Here is a 17,720-nt window from a genome sequence, read left to right on the forward strand (position 1 = left end):
ATTAGTTTTTTGTAAAAATTATGTCTAAATAAAATATAACCTATTTTAAATTTATAGAATAACTTGTATTTCGACCTGTAGTTCCTTCTCTCTGAAGAATACATTTCCATTGAACTAATTCTTTTAAATCTCTAGTTGCTGTTGTTGAAGATGCTTTTGTTATAGTAATATATTTCTTTTTAGTTAAACCACCTTCAAAATTTTCTGACCCAATATCTAAAATTTTATTTAGTACTTTAGTTTGTCTTGCATTGATATCATAATTTCTAAAAGTATCCCAAAACTTTGTCTTTTCAATAATATAATAAAGACTTTTTTCTGCATCTTTTAGTGAAGATATAAGTGTTGATAAGAAGTATTCTATCCATTTTGTAATATCTAAAGGGATCTCTTTTTTTCTAAAGCCTGTTGTTTCTTCAAGGATTTTATAATAATCTTTTTTATGCTCATAGATATTTTTTGAAAGAGAATAAATCTTTGAGTAATAAGACTTTTCAACTCTTGATAGAACATATTCTGATATTGTTCTTGCAATTCTTCCATTTCCATCATCTAAAGGATGAATAATTAAAAACCATAGTTGAACTATTGCTGCTTTTATTAGTGAGTCTTCAGTATTATTAAACCAATGAAAGAATTCTATTAACTCATCAAATAAAGTATCAAAAGGGGGTGCTTGATAATATACAATATCTTTTACTCCACCTCCTCCTATAATCATTTCATAGTCGCCTCTTAATTCTCCAACATTGATTTTTTCACCTAGATTATTTCGTCCTGTTGGAAAAATAGATGCATGCCATTTATAGATTCTTTCTATATCCAAGTTTTTACTGTGATTTGTACATGCATCAATTAGAATATTAACAATTCCATCCGTTGCATAGTCTGTTTGGGCAAAGTTATCAAGACCTAGTTTTTTAGCAATAGATTTTCTAACACTTTCTCTGTTTAAGAACTCTCCTTCTATTGCTGAACTGTTTATAACTTCATCTGCCAAAGATTGAGTTAGTTTTTCTTCTAGTTTCTCTTTTGATGTAAAAGAAGTAAGAGTTGATAATGAACCTTGTAAGAAAGAAACCTCTTTTATTAAAGGATTTAGAATATTAGAATCGTATGTAAAGTTAGGGTATTCCTCAAATTCCCATATCCATCTTTTATTCATGATATATCCTTTTTTATATATTATAATTAAAAAAGTGCGAAAAAGCAATATTATCGCACCAAATATAGTGCGATAATGTTGCTTTTTCGCTTCATTCTTTAAATCAAAAGATTTTAATAACTATTTTTATCACCAATTTAATAATTTCAGCTATAATCTTTAGTAATGCCTTTAGGTATTACACATAGTTATATGTAATATTAAAGGTTCTCATATGGAAACAGATTTTCTTCTTATTTTCGCGCTTATTGTTTTTGCTTCTTCATTGATTCATGGAAGTATTGGTTTTGGATTTGGTATGATGGCAACTCCTGCTATTGCTATGTTCACAGATATTCAGACTGCTATTACTTATATTCTTGTTCCTACAATGCTTGTAAATCTTGTTAGTATTTTAAGTGAAGGTAGATTTTTTGAGGCTTTAAAAAAGTTTTGGTTTATCATCGCTCTTATGGTAGTGGGTTCTTGTATTGGTACTGTTATACTTATTTATTTTAATTCTGAGTATTTCAAACTTCTTTTAGCTTTTATTATCTTTATTTATCTTTTACAATCTATGGTGAAAATAGAAGCTAGTTTTATCTCTGCTAACCCAAAAGCTTCTACTTATGGTTTAGGTATTATTGGTGGTATTGTATCTGGGCTTACAAATGTTGTAGCACCTCTTACAATTATTTATACTTTAGAGTTGAAGTACTCTAAAAAAGATACAATTCAGTTATCAAATCTTTGTTTTTTATTTACTAAGATTGGACAGATTGCTGTATTTGTTTATTTTGGAGCCTTTACTCAAAGTGCTGTTGAGTTATCGGCTCTTAGTTTTATTGTAGTTGGGATTGGATTATTTTTTGGATTAAAAATAAAGAAAATCATTGATGCTAAGTTCTATATAAAGATATTAAAAGTTTTACTTTTTATAATAGCGTGTGTTTTAGTCGTAGATACTATTTCATTTTAATTAAGGATATATTTTGGATACAAATTTATTGAAGGTTTTTATTACTGTTGCAAAAACAAAGAGTATTTCTTCTGCTGCAAAAGAGTTGGAGTTCACTCAATCTAATGTAACACTACGAATAAAACAGCTGGAAAAAAATCTAGGATACTCTCTATTTCATCGTACAAATAGAGGAGTAGTCTTAAGTAATGAGGGTGAGAAACTCTATCCTTATGCTATAGATATTCTAAAGAAAATAGAAGAAGCTACTGTTCAAATGAGAAATATTAATTATCAAGATGTATTAAAAATAGGATCAACACAGACTTTTACTACTAGTAACTTAATGCCAATAATTGAGCAGTTAAATGAAGACTTTGAAGAGATGAAATTAGAGTTTTCAGTAGATAGTACTTTGAACTTAACCGAGCAGTTATTGGATTATAAACTTGATATTGCTTTTATAAATGGAAATCCCCATAATAAAGATTTAGAAATACTGAATGTTTTTGATGAAAAGATGGTATTAGTAGAACCTTTGAAAAAGCAGACAGGAAACACAGTATTTGTTTTCAAAAAGACTTGTGCAAACTGTATTTTTTTAGAAAATTATATCAAAGAGAATAGGGAAGAGTCTTATAAAACAGTAGCTTTAGAAAACTATGAGTTAATTCTAGGTTGTGTAAAAGCAGGATATGGGGTTAGTTTATTAAGTCCAAAGATTATTGAAAAGTTTGGATATACAGACTACGTAAAACAAACAGAAATAGAAAACTATCTAGATACTCATCTTGTATGTAGAAAAGACTATTTACCAGTAATTCATAAATATTTAAGAGATATTAGTTTATAAATACTAAGAAAAAGGATAAAAATGTCAATAACAATAAGAGATGCAATTGCATCAGATTCACAAGCAATTTATGATTTTATAATTGAGTTAGCAGTTTATGAAAAAGAACCAGATGCAGTAGTGACTTCAGTAGAAGAAACGTGCGAGAAAATCTTCGGTGAGAAGTCATCTGTAAAAGCACTTATTTGTGAAGAAGATGGTGTTGCTATTGGTCATGCAATTTATTTTTATAATTACTCAACTTGGCTTGGTAAATACGGAGTGTATTTAGAAGATTTATACGTGAGTGAATCAAAAAGAGGATTAGGTGCTGGAAAAGCTATGCTTAAACATCTTGCAAATAAAGCTCTTGGTGAAGATTGTGGAAGATTCGAATGGTCTTGTCTTGATTGGAATACTCCATCAAGAGACTTCTATGAAAGTATTGGTGCAGTTTCACAAGATGAATGGGTAGGTTATAGACTTGAAGGTGAATCTTTAGTAAACTTTGCACGTAGTTAAGTTTATTGCGCTATAGTGCTCTTAAATTCTTATAAAAGAGCAAAATGTATGATTATGATATCGTTTACATAAAAGGTAATCCAAACTCAGGAACACCTAAACAACATGAGGAAATTAACAAATCAATATTAGATTTATTAATTCCTCATACTTGTAAAATAGTTGACTCAAATACAAATAATAGAAATCTCAATATCTCAAAAGCAAAAGTCTATATTGGCTTTTCAAGAGGTTCTAGATATTTAAACAAACTAGATAAAACTTCACTAAAATTATCTATTGGTGGAATAAATGGTTCTGGAATAAACTTCTTTACAAATACTGCTGACAAAGTACTCTCTGGAGATATTTCAGAGTCTTCAATGAATGCCCATTTTATTATATTAGACAAAGACAAAATAAAGATAAAAAAACTTATTAATGATTTCTTATTGAACTTTGATAGAAAGTAATCTTTAATTTTACTATTTAGAATATAGAATTAATGTACCTCATAGAAAATAAATAATAAAATATTTATTATATAAAAAATTATTTATTTGAGGAGCACAATATGTACTCGCAAGAATCCACAAGAAAACAGAAATCTTATGATGATTTATACGTAGAATTTGTATCCAAAATTGAAGACCAAAAATTAAATGAATGTTTAGAAATTCTACCATCACTACTGAAAAAAGCTAAAGACAATGATTCCAAACTTATAGATGTTTCCACTGCTTTATTTAAACAAGCAAATTCCTTTGCACAAGAAAATAAAATAGAAGAAGAAATAGAAGTTTATAATATCTTAATCAATAAATTCAAATATGTACAAAACCCTAAAGTTCTTGAATATGTTAAAAATGCATATATCAATAAAGATATCAGATTAGGGGAACTTAATCGTTTAGAAGAAAAAGTAGAAGTTCAAGATGAGTTAGTAGGTAGATTTGAAGATAATGAAGATGAAGGTACTATGGAAGATATTGCCAGTACTTTATTGGATGAGGCTTTTACCCTAGAAGAATTAGATCGTAATGAAGAAGCTATTTTTATTTATGATGAAATTGTTAGACGATTTGAAAGTAGTGAAAATCAGATAATCTTATCTACTGTTGCAAGATCATTATTTAATAAAGCTTTATTATTTGTTCATTTAGAACAATATAAAGAAGAAGTAGAAGTTTATGACTTGATAATAGAAAAATTCTCTAATAGTGATAACCTAGTAATTCAAGAGCAAGTAGCTAAGTCTTATGTAAATAAAGGTGTTGCTGTATCAGAAATGTATGGTCCTGAATATTCTTTAGATATTTATTCTGAAATAATAAGACTATTTGAGAATAGTACTAGTCAAAAGATACTACTTCAAGTAGCATTAGCTTCTTGTAATATTGGTGAAGTTCTTACAAGTTTTGATAAAAATGAAGCTTCTATTGAGGTCTATAACTCAGTAATTGAGCGATTTGAAGATAGTGAAGATGAAGGAATTCTAGAAGTTGTTGCAAAAGCTTTATTAAATAAAGCAAAAAGAATAGAAGCTCTAGAACTGCCAGAAGAAGCACTAGAAGTTTATGACGAAATTATTCAAAAATTTGAAAATTACGAAAATAATACTCTTTTATATGTAGCTTTTGCTATGAAATATAAAGTATTATTACTTCATTCTCTAAACAGAAAAGAAGAATTTCTTGAAGCATGTGATGATATTATCATACGATTTGCTCATAACGAAAATAAACAAATCGCAAATATAGTTGTCTCAATTATTGAAATGAAAAGAATATACACACAATAGAGAAGAGGTTTACTCTTCTTTCTTATCTTTAATACTCCTTTATATAACTTAGATTATTACTATAAAAAAACCTTCTTATACATATCTTTTTTAGTGTTAAAATAAATCCTTAATTTCAATATTTTTAGAATATATATTAAATATATTTAGGATATACTTTTCATATATTTTAAAAATAATTAAAAAAAGGGAAGTAGATGTTTAAGAATTTGACAATAAAAACTAAGATTATTACTTTAATGGTAGTTTCATTAAGTATATTAACTATTGTTATTGCAACATTTTCAGTATCAAAAGCAAAAGATAGTTTAGTATCTCAAAACTATGCGATGCTAACGTCAGCGAGAGATTCAAAAATAATTCAAATTACAGATTTTTTCAATAAAAAAATTGCAGATATAAATGTACTATCAAGAAGTGCAAATATTATTGAATTAATTGAAGATTTAGAACTAGCAGCAGAAAATATAAAGTTTGATATTAAAGGGGATTATCCTATTAATAATATTTTTGTGCAAAGGTCTACAAAAATGCATGAAGAGTATCTTCAGAATTATATGAAAGATTATAATTATGATGATATGTATTTAATAAACGAAAAAACAGGTCATGTAATTTATTCCGGTGCAAAAAGAGATGATTATGGGAAGAATCTAAAAACTGGTTCATTAAATAATAGTGGTTTAGCCAATGTTGTAAAAAAAGCTCTTGAATTTGATAGACCTGTATTTGTGGATATGAAACCATACATTGCAAATTCTGGTAAACCAAGAATGTTTTTGGCTACAAAAATAATTGATTTTTCTTATGTTTTAGTATTTCAAATTAGTGACAAACCAATCAATAAGATTATGCAATTTAGAAAAGGTTATGGGGATACACAAGAGGATTATTTAGTAGGGTCTGATAAATATATGAGAAGTGATAGTTTCTTATCTCCTAAAGAATACTCAATATTAGCATCTTTTAAAAACAATAAGAAAATACAAACAGTTGCTACTCTAAATGCTCTTAATGGAAAAGAAAATACAGAAATGTTACTTGATTATAATGGTAACTCAGTTCTTTCAGCTTACTCAACAATTAAAATAGGTGAAGATTTAAAATGGGCAATTTTATCTGAAATTAGTGAAGAAGAAGTACTACAAACTCCCAATTCAATTAGAAACATCATAATTATAATATCTCTATCTTTATTAGTTTGTGTGGTAATTGGTGCAGTTGTTATTATCAATAATGTTTTAGTAAAAAGATTATTGAAGTTTCAAGATGGTTTAGAAGGTTTCTTCAAATACGTAAATAAAGAAGCAAGTGATGTAAAAGAGCTTGAAACAAGTAGTTTAGATGAAATAGGTCTTATGTCAAATGTTGTTAATAACAATATTATAAAAGCAAAAAAAGGTATTGAAGAAGATCGAGCTATTATTGATGAAACAATCAAAGTTTTAGGTGAGTTCGAACAAGGGGATTTACATCAAAGAATTACAACAAAAGTAAATAATCCAGCTCTAAATGAACTAAGAGATGTTCTTAATAGAATGGGTGAAAATTTAGAGAAGAATATTGATAATATTTTAGTTGTTTTAGATGAATTTTCAAACTATGATTATACAAATAAAGTTAATACTTCAGGAATTAAAGAGCATTTAGAAAAACTGGCAAATGGCGTAAACTCTTTAGGATTAGCAACTACAGAAATGTTAGTTGATAATAAGAAAAATGGTTTGATTATTGAACAATCTTCAAAGAGTCTATTAACAAATGTTGATATTTTAAATGAAGCTTCAAATGCAACAGCTACGTCTTTAGAAGAAACATCAGCTGTTCTAGAAGAGATTACAGCAAATGTAAGCTCAACAACTCAAAAAGTATCACAAATGTCAAACTTTGCTACACAAGTTACAGACTCAGCTAGTCAAGGTGAGATATTAGCTTCTAAGACTACTAAAGCTATGGATGAGATTAATACACAAGTAGGTTCAATAAATGAAGCAATTACAGTAATTGATCAAATTGCATTCCAAACAAATATCCTATCACTAAATGCAGCAGTAGAAGCAGCAACCGCAGGGGAAGCTGGAAAAGGTTTTGCAGTAGTTGCACAAGAAGTGCGAAACCTAGCATCAAGGTCAGCAGATGCTGCAAAAGATATTAAACAGTTAGTTGAAAATGCTAATCTAAAAGCAAATGAAGGTAAGAGTATTGCGGATGAAATGATAAAAGGATATACAAGTTTAAATACTAATATTGATAAAACAATTGAGCTTATTTCAGATGTAGCTAGTGCTTCGAGTGAACAAGAAGTAGGAATCATACAAATCAATGATGTTGTAACTTCTTTAGATCAACAAACACAAAAAAATGCTTCTGTATCTAATGAAACAAAAGATATTGCTCTTCGAGCATCTTCTTTGGCAAAAGGAATAGTTGATAATGCAAATGAAAAAGTATTTGAGGGTAAAGATAATATAGATATTGCAAGTGAGTTAAATTCATAAAAGAGAAAGAAGAGTTAAACTCTTCTTTTCACTTCTTAGTGTCCTCTTCCTAACATCTCTGAAGCTTCCATTACAATCATAAATGCTTCATTATCAGTCTCTTGTATTATTTGTCTTAGGGTTCCTAATCTTTTAACATCTAAAACAATAAAAATTAATGTCTTATCTTGATTTGGATGAAGTGCAGTTCCTTTTAGAATTGTTCCATCATTTCCTAATCTTTGAGTGATTCTTTTGCTTAGAAGCTCTGGTTTATTTGTAGCAATATGTATTACTTTTGTTGTAAGAGTTCCTGTTAAAACAACATCAATAGCCTTAGCAGTAACATAAATACTCATAATACTCCATAGAGCTTTTTCTAAGTCTTTAAAGACATAAATTGAACTAACTACAATAATTACATCAATAATTAAAATTACTTGTGCAGGTTTAATATGAGAATTAGCAGATACAATTCTTGCAACTACAGTTGAACCTCCAGCACTTGCATTTCCTTTGATGATTAATCCAACTCCTAGACCAATTACTAGTCCTCCAAAAATTGAAGCTAATAGAATATTACTTATTAAATCTGGAAAATATAAATATTTTGAAAATAGATCAATAAACAATGAAATTAAAATAATTGCAAAGATAGTTCTAATTGCAAATCTTTTCCCTAGGTATTTATATCCCCAAATTAACAAAGGAATATTAATCGCTATAACCATAGAACCAATAGAGAAACCAGTAAGTTTATGTAATAGTAGAGCAGCACCAGGCGTTCCACCAGTTGTAAAATTATTAGGTACAAAGAATATTACAACAGAAATTGCAATTAATAGTACACCAAATATTACATATAAATAGTTCTTTACTTCAGTAGTAAATATTTTTGACATGAAATTATCCTATAAAAATAAAATGTATAAAAGTTTTTTGATTAGAGTAGGGAGGCTTAGCTTTCTTGTTGAGTGTTTTCTTGATTAAGACATTTTTTAATTAAGTTTAAAAGTTCTTTTGTCACTTGTGAGTATTTTCCTTTCATTATATTAATCGAATAATATCAAAACTAATATTAGATAAGCTTTTAGGCTTATCTAATAATTTGTATAAGTTTAATTATTGTTTTCTAACTCTTCAAGTGATTTTAAAATTGCATTAGATAATTCATCTGTAATGAATTCTTCATATTTAGGAGTAATTAGTTTGATATTTTCTTCATATACTTCTATCATTGCTTCATTATAAAAAACTCCATCATTAATTTCATTTATCAAAGGCTCAATTGCAAAGTTTTTTTCCATAATAAGATTTTGATTTTCATTTACAAAAAATTGTAAAGCATCCATAGCAATTTGTTTTTTTAATTCATCTTCAAAAATCTCATCTAAATTTGCTTCTGTCTCTAAATCTTTTAATAATTCGTAGATAGAACCCAGTGCTAGTTGAAAATCTACTTCGTAAGAGATATTTTGTATATTACTTAAATGTACAATTTTTCCAAGTGCAATTTGATACATTGTCTCATACATTGATAGGTTAAAAATAATTTTTTCTTTGCTAAAATAATAATTTGTTGTCATTTTTCCTCTTTTGTCTAATTTTAAATTATACCATATACCGGTACTCAAGCTTTACTTTACATATTATATTTTTTCTAATTGTCATTTTTATATTAAATAAATAATAAATCACATATAATGTATAAAAAATATACATAGGATGGAGAAATGTTTAAAAATATGACAATTAAAGCTAAAGTAATTACTTTGCTTGTTGTTTCTTTAAGTTTACTTACGATTGTTTTAGCAACATTTTCAGTAAGCAAAGCAAAGGATAGCTTAGTGTCGCAAAACTATGCGATGTTAACTGCTGCTAGGGATTCTAAATTAAATCAGATTACAAACTTCTTTAATGAAAGAATTGGAGATATTAATGTTCTTTCAAGAAGTGCAGATATTAAAGAATTAATAGAAGATTTAGAGATGGTATCAGAAAATATTGATACAAATAAATCAGGGGCTTATCCTGTAAACAATGCTTTATTTAAAAGAGCAACAAATATGCATGAAGATTACTTTCAAAACTATATGAAAGATTATGGTTATTATGATATTTTCCTAATTGATGGAAACTCAGGTCAAGTAATTTATTCAGCGGCAAAAGAGTCAGATTATGGTGCAAATCTAAAAACTGGAAATCTAAGTAATAGTGGATTAGGTGAAGCTTTTAGTCAAGCAATAGATTTAGGAAGACCAGTATTTGTTGATATGAAACCTTATGCTCCAAGTAATGATGCTCCTGCAATGTTCTTAGCTACAAAAATTAAAGATAAAAATTATGCTTTAGTTTTCCAAATTAGTGATAGATCTATCAATAATATTATGCAATTTAGAAAAGGTTATGGAGCTTCTCAAGAGGATTACCTAGTAGGGCAAGACAAACTTATGAGAAGTGATAGTTTCTTAGACCCACAAGGTCACTCTTTACAAGCTTCTTTTTCAAGTGGTGCAAATGTAGATACTCTTGCTAGTAGAAATGCTTTATCAGGTACAAATAATACTGAAATTATTATAGATTATAATGGTAATCCTGTTTTATCTGCTTACTCTGCAATTAAAATTGGGCAAGATTTAAATTGGGCAATTATTTCTGAAATTGATGAAGCTGAGGTATTAGTTACACCAAATGCAATTAGAAATATCATTATTATCATTTCATTAGCCTTATTAGCATTTGTAGTAATTGGAGCAATTATTACAATAAATAATGTTGTTGTAAAAAGATTAAATAAATTCCAACATGGTTTAGTTGGTTTCTTTGATTATGTAAATAGAGATGCTTCAGATGTAAAAGAATTAGAAGCTGATTCTTTTGATGAAATTGGTCTAATGGCAAAAGTTGTAAATGAAAATATTGTAAAAGCTAAAAAAGGAATTGAAGAAGATAGAGCTATTATTGATGAATCAATTAATGTTTTAGGACAATTTGAAAAAGGTGACTTTAGACAAAGAATTACAACAAATGTCAACAACCCAGCTTTAAATGAATTAAGAGATGTTCTTAATAATATGGCAACAAATCTAGAAAAAAATATAGATAATATTTTAGAAGTTTTAGAGCAATTCTCAAATTACAACTATATGTCAAAAGTAGATACAAATGGAATTAAGGAGCATTTAGAAAGACTTGCAAATGGTGTTAATTCACTTGGTTCTTCAACTACGGATATGTTAGTTCAAAATAAAAAAACTGGATTAATTGTAGATAATTCTTCAGATGTATTACTAAGAAATGTTGATACTTTAAATCAAGCTTCAAATGAGGCAGCAGCTTCACTAGAAGAAACAGCAGCAGCATTAGAAGAGATTACTGGTAATGTTAGTTCAACTACAGAAAAAATTGCACAAATGTCTAATTTTGCTACACAAGTTACAGATTCAGCAAGTCAAGGTGAAGTTCTAGCAACAAAAACTACAAGTGCTATGGATGAGATTAATACTCAAGTAACTGCTATTAATGATGCAATTACAGTAATTGACCAAATTGCATTCCAAACAAATATTCTATCACTTAATGCAGCAGTTGAAGCAGCAACAGCAGGAGAAGCTGGTAAAGGCTTTGCTGTAGTTGCAGCAGAAGTTAGAAATCTTGCATCAAGATCAGCAGAAGCTGCTAAAGAGATTAAAGACTTAGTTGAAAATGCAAATGTAAAAGCCAATGAAGGTAAAACAATTGCAGACAAAATGATTTCAGGATACTCAAGTTTAAATACAAATATTGATAAAACAATTGAGTTAATCTCTGATGTAGCAAATGCTTCAAAAGAACAAGAAGTTGGAATTGTACAGATTAATGATGCAATTAACTCTCTTGATCAACAAACGCAGAAAAATGCTGCCGTTGCAAATGAAACTAAAAATATTGCTTTAGATACTTCATCTTTAGCAAAAGATATAGTTGCAAATGCAGATGAAAAAGAGTTTGAAGGTAAAAACAATATTGATATCTCTTCTGAGATAAAAAATACTACTTCATCAGCTCAAAATCAAAGAGTAGAAACTCCTACTCCACAAGTTTCAACTCCAAGTTATTCAAGACCTAAAACACCTGCATATTCTGCACCTGTTTCAAGACCTGTATCTACAGCTAAACCAGCACAAAAAATAGTAGATAATTCATCTGATGATGAATGGGAAAGTTTTTAATTTATTATAAAGATTCACTTTTTAGTGAGTCTTTATTCTCACTAAACATTTAATTTACTTTTTTTTACTAAAATCCCAAAAAAACACTTGTATTTAACGTATTAATATGTTAAGGTACATTTCTTAATATTACATAAGGTTATAATAATGGGATTCATAAAAAAGGCAATAAAAGGCTTAGTTAAGAGCTTTATCAAACTTTCACGTCCAATCTTTACTTTTGAAAATAATGAACTAAAATTTAAAATCGATTTAGAGACATTTTATACTTATCCTATTGAAAACTATGAAACAAAAACAAGACATGATTCTTATGTACTAGATGCATATACTCTTAAAAATGATGATATTTATTTAGAATATATTAGAGTTGATAATGATGTAGAATGGAATGGTGCTGCTGATGGTTTATTTACTACTTTATTAAAAGAACAATTAAAAATAAAAACAATGGAAGTATTAGAAAAAAAAGAGTTTGGAAATTATGAGTTTATTACTTATAAAATAGATGGACACTTTATTCTGAATTTTATTTATATTTATGAGATTTCAAAAGATATATTTATCTTAGATATAAAATCTGAACTTTATACAAATTTAATTAAAAACTTTGATTCAAGTTATACTTATACTTTTGATAAGAATGAAGAAAATAGTTTAGATTTAGATGTTAGTTTAGTAAAAAACAATGCTTTTAATAACTACTTTTCTTTAAGCACAAATAACTAAACCCAAAGGTTTAGTTACCAAATACTTTTTGTAATAATGATGTAGTTTGTGCTACAGGACTTGTTCTAATTTCTGCTTCTTTTTGTGCAATCATTTTGAATAATCCATCAATTGCTTTGTTTGTAACAAACTCATCTATATTCTCATCTGAACTTCCTGGAATATATGAATCAACACCAAAGTTTTTAGCTAATCCCATAACTGAACTATTTTGTACTGTATCTTTTAGATTTGTTTTATAAAAACTATTAGCTGTATCATAATATGTTGCTACTTGATTTTGTTTCATTGTTTCTTGAATAAGTGGAGTAATTAACTTCTTTAAAGACTCAGTTGTATTTGCTTTAAAATAATCAGTTGCTGCATTTTCAGTTCCACCAAGGATTTTTTTTGCATCTTCAATAGACATTTTATCAATTGCTTGTACGAAAATTTCTGCTGTTTTTGGAGCTGCTTTTGTTGCTGCTGTATTCATTGAGTTGATTAAGTCATCAGCCATCTTATCCCCACCAGCTTTTCTAATAAGAGTTTCAGCTTTTGCTAAATTTTCTGGTAATGGAATTTTTACTAATGAGTTGTTTAAATATCCATTTTGAGCGCCTAATGTTGATACAGCATATGATACACCTTTTTTAAGAGCTTCTTTTAGGCCACTATTTACTGTAGATTCACTAAGATTAGTAGTTTTAGTCGTTGTTGTAGATTCGCTTGTTGATTTTGTAACATTATCAATTACACCTTTTGTAAGTGAGTTTAAATCAAAAGCAAATGATAAACTTGAAGTTAAAAGTAGTGTTGCAATTATTGTTGTTTTTTTCATGATATTTCCTAATAAATTTTTGTTTTATATTAACATTATATAATAGAGAAATTGTGAAAAGGATAATTTTTTTAATGATTAATGAAATTTCAGATTATATATATAGTTTTAAAAACAAAGTTTTAGAAGCCAATGATGTAGCCAACACTTGTGCAGATGAGTTTTCTAAATATGCTAAACAACTAGATGAAGAGAATTTTAAAGAAGAGTTTGAAGAAAACTTCTTAACAATATTAGGTTATACATATAGACTAGATGATATAAAACAAAGACTATTTTTTACTTTTCAAGAGGCAGTTTATGCTATTGACTTAGATAAATTAATGAGAAATGAAGACTCATTAAGACTTAATAGTATTGTTTATACTTATGTGTTAGACACTTTGATTTCTGAATATAATGGAAAAGAAGTATCATCTGAATTAAAACAAAAAGCAATTGATACTTATAAGAAGATTGAAGAGAGAAAAGCAAAAGAAAATACAAAATATCATATGTATCAGTATTAATATACTTACATTATTATAAAATTCAATATGTTAAGTAAAAAAGAAAAAAGAAAATTAGAAATTTCTATACAAGCTTATGAAATGTTATTAGATACTGGGGTTGATAACTTTAGTGTTAATAATCTATTAGAAAACATTACAATGAGTAAGGGGAATTTTTATCACTATTTTAAAAATAAAGATGAACTATTTTGTGAAGCACTAAAAGTTGCTTATGGAAATATTTCTAATAAAATAAAAGTAGTGAAAGAGATTGAAACTTTTGAAGATAAATTATTAGAAATATTTGCAATATACCTATCAACACATAAAGATACTCTTGCTTATTTGTCTTTAGTAAATCAAATGTATTATATGTTTTCAAATAAAAAGAACATATATTTATATACTTATATGCAAGAAACATACCACTATATGTTTTCAAGTTTAGAGTATATTATGAAAGAAGAAATTGCTAATAATAAATTAAACCCAGATGTTTTACATATGGTAAAACCTCTAGTCGCAACTGCTGATGGTATGTTAACTCATCACTTTATGCTTGAAGATTATAATTTCCATGATGAGTTGAAAAACTACTTATCTTTTATTTCAAAACAGTATAGTTTAAACTAACTGTTTTGAACTCTTTCCTTTTAATATCTACATTTTTAATAAAATAAATATAATCAAATTACTCTATAATTATAAAGAACACTTTTTAGCCATTGTTTTTTAATATTATTTTTGATATTTAAAAATCATATTTGATTATTTATATAATCTCTCATTTATCTAAATAGGAAACAAAACTACAATGAAAAAACTCATTTATATCTTAGTATTTACAACACTGTTTTTTACTGCTTATGCAGACACTTTAAATCTACCATATTGGGGAAAAAACTATAAAAAAGAATTAATTATAAAAGCAAACACAGGTGATATAAAAGCCATATTAGAATTAAATAAAGTATATCTATTCCCACAAACAAGGGAAGGATTAGAATTTTATGAAAAATGGTATGAGATAGTAATTCAAAGTGAAAATTTTGAAGATATTTTAGCTTTTATAAAAATACATAAAAAATATAAAGATTTATTTATTAATGGAGAACAAAAACATATAAAACTTCTGAAAAGGGCTAGTGAGCTTGAGCGTGACAAAGGTCTAAGTGAACTTTTAAACTATTATATTTCTAGATATTACTCAAAAGAAGAGCTAACAAAGCTACATGAAAAAATATTATTATCAAAAGACAAAAATCAGATAAATATACTTTACAATACTTATATTCTAAATAATAAACATATTATGGCAAAAAAAATAGAACTAGAGATGAAAGAGCTTGGATTCAAACCTACTATTTTTTCTAACTATTTAAAAATTATAAATGTTTATCATAAAAAAGACAAAAAAGCAGAGTATGAACGTGCTATACAAAATATATTAGAATCAAATAATTATAAATTAATTAAAAAAACAGCTTATTTTTTAACACATAGAAAAAGACAAAATGCAATGGAGTTATATAAAAAAGCTATTTTACTTAATAAAGAAGATTTAGAGTCACATTTGCTTCTGAACAAATTATATAAAAAAATAGATAGGAAAAACTTAGAACCTAGAATTTATATTTTAAAAAAAGCTATTCTACTTGATAGTAGTAAAGCCACAGAAGAACTTTTAGAAATATATCTAAAAGATAAAAAATATATAAATGACTATTTAATATTAAAAAAAGAGCTTTTAAATCTAAATGAAGCAAAAAGAGCTTTTTCAAACTTTTTATATACAAATATAAATAAAGATGAGGGAGTTAAACTTTTAAAAGAGTTAGCTTTCAAGAATAATGTAAATGCAATAGTAGACCTAGCTACATTAACAAAAAGAAATCATAGATATTATGATACTCAAGAAATACAACTTGTGCAAGAGTGGCAAGATTTTATACAAAAGAGTGAAAACCCGTATCTTATTTCACTGTTGAGAAAAAAGCTTCAAAAGAATCGTTTATTAAAAAAAGAGTATGTAATTTTATTAAAAGAGTTAGAAGAGTTTGAAATAAAACAAGAGAATATATACACATTAAGAGAGTTATACTCTAGACATAATACAAAAGATAAAAACCTTCTACAATCATATATACAAAAAGCCTATTTATTAGGAGATTCAAAAACTGCATTGGCATTGGCAAAAAGTAATTTATATAAACCAGATATTAAAAAAATAAAAGAAGCAATAGATATATATGAAACTTTAGGGGATAAAGGTGAAATATCTGCATTTAGAATTTTGGCTAAATTTTATCAGGAGCCAAGCTATTTTAATAAAAAAGCAGAAAATCTTAAAAATATAAATAAATCTATAATATATTATGAAAAACTTATAGCTTTAAATGATGCAAATGCAATAAGAAAACTTATTAATATTTATCTTTGTAATAAGTGTGATAAGAATAAAAAAACTGCTGAATATAAACAAAAAGCTGACTTCTATATAAAAAAACTTATAAAACAAAAAGATGCTGTTCAAGTATATAAAATAGCAAACTTACATTTTGAAGGTGAATATATAGAAAAAGATATTAATAAAGCTGAGTACTATTTTAATAAAGCTGGAGAATTAGGATATCTGAGTGCATATACTAAACTAGCAGAGATTTATTATGAAGAAAAAGATTTTAAAAAAGCCATTGAGTATATAAAAATAGCTGCAAATAAAGGTCATCTTGATGCAATAAGTTGGCTAGGTAAAATTTATATAGATGGTTTTTCTCAAGATGGATACGAGATAAAAAAAGATATAAATAAAGGGATACAGTACCTTAAAGAATCTGATGAAATACCTTTTTCTTCTTATACTCTTGGAACAATATATTTGGAAAAACATGATTATATTAATACTATAAAATATTTCAAAAAAACATTAGAAGATAGTTTTAGTAATTATTATAAAGTGGATGCATCTTTTGAAATAGGGTTATTATATGAAAGAGGTCTAGGGGTAGAAAAGGATTTAGAGGAAGCAGTTAAGTATTTTAAAAAATCATATAAAGTAGCTAGAACAAGTAAAAGTGCACAACATATTGGAGATTTTTATAAATTTAAGAAAGATTTAGAAACTGCAAAAAAATGGTATAAAAAGGCATCTAAACTAAAAAAGAAAGAAAGTAGATTTTAAAAACATATAGAAGAATAATTCTTCTACATGTTTTGAGTAAAAAGATTATTCTCTATTTCTATTAGTCTCTTTTTTAGATCCAATCCACCTGCATAACCTGTTAGTTTTCCATTTGTACCAATAACTCTATGACATGGAACAATAATAGATATGGCATTTGCACCATTTGCATTGGCTACTGCTCTAACTGCTTTTTCATTTCCTATATCTTTTGATAATTGTAAATATGAAGTTGTTTTACCAAATGGAATTTTTAGTAATGCTTCCCAAACAGTTTTTTGAAATTCTGAACCTACTAAAAGTAAAGGAATATCAAATTCATTTCTTTCCATATTAAAATATTCATCAATTTGTTTTTTACATTCTTCAATTATATTATTGCTTTGTTCAACATATATAGCTTTTAGATTACTTTGTATTCTATTATCTACACTTTCTCTTTTTTTTCTATATCTATAATCAAGTAAACATATTTTATTATCATATGAACCTATTATAAATTCTGTTAAATTTGTTTTGTAGTATTGAATATATATTTCATTCATAAAAATACTTCCTGTATATGTTTAATAATT

16 protein-coding genes are annotated in these 17,720 nt (G+C 26.8%); 11 read left to right on the top strand and 5 right to left on the bottom strand.

From position 1 onward, the window contains the following. Positions 1–40 precede the first annotated feature (40 nt). Positions 41–1,165, bottom strand: a complete 1,125-nt coding sequence (locus tag ALEK_RS06000; RefSeq protein WP_071626055.1) for a Fic family protein — start codon at positions 1,163–1,165, stop codon at positions 41–43. A 214-nt stretch (positions 1,166–1,379) separates the two neighbouring features. Here ALEK_RS06000 and ALEK_RS06005 point away from each other — a divergent pair, with 214 nt between their 5' ends. The 6 genes from ALEK_RS06005 (at position 1,380) to ALEK_RS06030 (ending at position 7,734) form a co-directional block, all read left to right on the top strand. After that, positions 1,380–2,123 carry a sulfite exporter TauE/SafE family protein gene (locus tag ALEK_RS06005; RefSeq protein WP_071626054.1) on the top strand — a complete coding sequence of 248 codons (744 nt, stop codon included), beginning with the start codon at positions 1,380–1,382 and terminating at the stop codon, positions 2,121–2,123. A 13-nt stretch (positions 2,124–2,136) separates the two neighbouring features. Then, the gene (locus ALEK_RS06010; RefSeq protein WP_071626053.1) at positions 2,137–2,955 is read left to right on the top strand and encodes a LysR family transcriptional regulator; all 819 of its coding nucleotides are present in this window, start codon (positions 2,137–2,139) and stop codon (positions 2,953–2,955) included. Positions 2,956–2,976: 21 nt separating this feature from the next. Further along, positions 2,977–3,456: a GNAT family N-acetyltransferase gene (locus tag ALEK_RS06015; protein ID WP_071626052.1), complete on the top strand. Its 480-nt coding sequence runs from the start codon at positions 2,977–2,979 to the stop codon at positions 3,454–3,456. Between the two features lie 44 nt (positions 3,457–3,500). Beyond that, the gene (locus ALEK_RS06020) at positions 3,501–3,908 is read left to right on the top strand and encodes a hypothetical protein (RefSeq protein ID WP_071626051.1); all 408 of its coding nucleotides are present in this window, start codon (positions 3,501–3,503) and stop codon (positions 3,906–3,908) included. 101 nt (positions 3,909–4,009) lie between these two features. Next, entirely contained in the window at positions 4,010–5,236 is a 1,227-nt protein-coding gene (locus tag ALEK_RS06025) for a tetratricopeptide repeat protein (RefSeq protein ID WP_071626050.1), read from the top strand. A gap of 197 nt (positions 5,237–5,433) precedes the next feature. Then, a complete protein-coding gene (locus ALEK_RS06030) occupies positions 5,434–7,734 on the top strand; it encodes a methyl-accepting chemotaxis protein (RefSeq protein WP_071626049.1) in 2,301 nt (766 codons plus the stop codon). 35 nt (positions 7,735–7,769) lie between these two features. Here the strand turns inward: ALEK_RS06030 and ALEK_RS06035 are convergent, their stop codons facing one another. Both ALEK_RS06035 and ALEK_RS06040 read right to left on the bottom strand, forming a co-directional pair. Then, a complete protein-coding gene (locus ALEK_RS06035) occupies positions 7,770–8,615 on the bottom strand; it encodes a YitT family protein (RefSeq protein ID WP_071626048.1) in 846 nt (281 codons plus the stop codon). 216 nt (positions 8,616–8,831) lie between these two features. Next, complete coding sequence (locus tag ALEK_RS06040) at positions 8,832–9,299, bottom strand: hypothetical protein (RefSeq protein ID WP_071626047.1); 468 nt, start codon at positions 9,297–9,299, stop codon at positions 8,832–8,834. Between the two features lie 147 nt (positions 9,300–9,446). Here ALEK_RS06040 and ALEK_RS06045 point away from each other — a divergent pair, with 147 nt between their 5' ends. Further along, positions 9,447–11,924: a methyl-accepting chemotaxis protein gene (locus ALEK_RS06045; protein WP_071626046.1), complete on the top strand. Its 2,478-nt coding sequence runs from the start codon at positions 9,447–9,449 to the stop codon at positions 11,922–11,924. A gap of 147 nt (positions 11,925–12,071) precedes the next feature. Further along, entirely contained in the window at positions 12,072–12,653 is a 582-nt protein-coding gene (locus ALEK_RS06050) for a hypothetical protein (protein ID WP_228146256.1), read from the top strand. A gap of 10 nt (positions 12,654–12,663) precedes the next feature. Here ALEK_RS06050 and ALEK_RS06055 read toward each other — a convergent pair whose 3' ends face one another. After that, the gene (locus ALEK_RS06055) at positions 12,664–13,473 is read right to left on the bottom strand and encodes a DUF4197 domain-containing protein (protein WP_071626044.1); all 810 of its coding nucleotides are present in this window, start codon (positions 13,471–13,473) and stop codon (positions 12,664–12,666) included. Positions 13,474–13,547: 74 nt separating this feature from the next. Between ALEK_RS06055 and ALEK_RS06060 the strand changes: the two genes are divergently transcribed. From ALEK_RS06060 to ALEK_RS06070, 3 genes are all read left to right on the top strand, one after another. Further along, on the top strand, positions 13,548–13,982 hold the full coding sequence (locus tag ALEK_RS06060) for a hypothetical protein (protein ID WP_071626043.1): 435 nt from the start codon (positions 13,548–13,550) through the stop codon (positions 13,980–13,982). Between the two features lie 27 nt (positions 13,983–14,009). Then, complete coding sequence (locus tag ALEK_RS06065) at positions 14,010–14,597, top strand: TetR/AcrR family transcriptional regulator (RefSeq protein WP_071626042.1); 588 nt, start codon at positions 14,010–14,012, stop codon at positions 14,595–14,597. Between the two features lie 181 nt (positions 14,598–14,778). Next, positions 14,779–17,145, top strand: coding sequence for a tetratricopeptide repeat protein (locus tag ALEK_RS06070; protein WP_071626041.1), 2,367 nt, complete (start codon positions 14,779–14,781; stop codon positions 17,143–17,145). Between the two features lie 23 nt (positions 17,146–17,168). Here the strand turns inward: ALEK_RS06070 and ALEK_RS06075 are convergent, their stop codons facing one another. Then, positions 17,169–17,690 (bottom strand): methylated-DNA--[protein]-cysteine S-methyltransferase, encoded by a 522-nt coding sequence (locus ALEK_RS06075; protein WP_071626040.1) that lies wholly within the window; start codon positions 17,688–17,690, stop codon positions 17,169–17,171. Between the last annotated feature and the right edge of the window lie 30 nt (positions 17,691–17,720).

Source organism: Poseidonibacter lekithochrous, from assembly GCF_013283835.1.
Lineage (GTDB): Bacteria > Campylobacterota > Campylobacteria > Campylobacterales > Arcobacteraceae > Poseidonibacter > Poseidonibacter lekithochrous.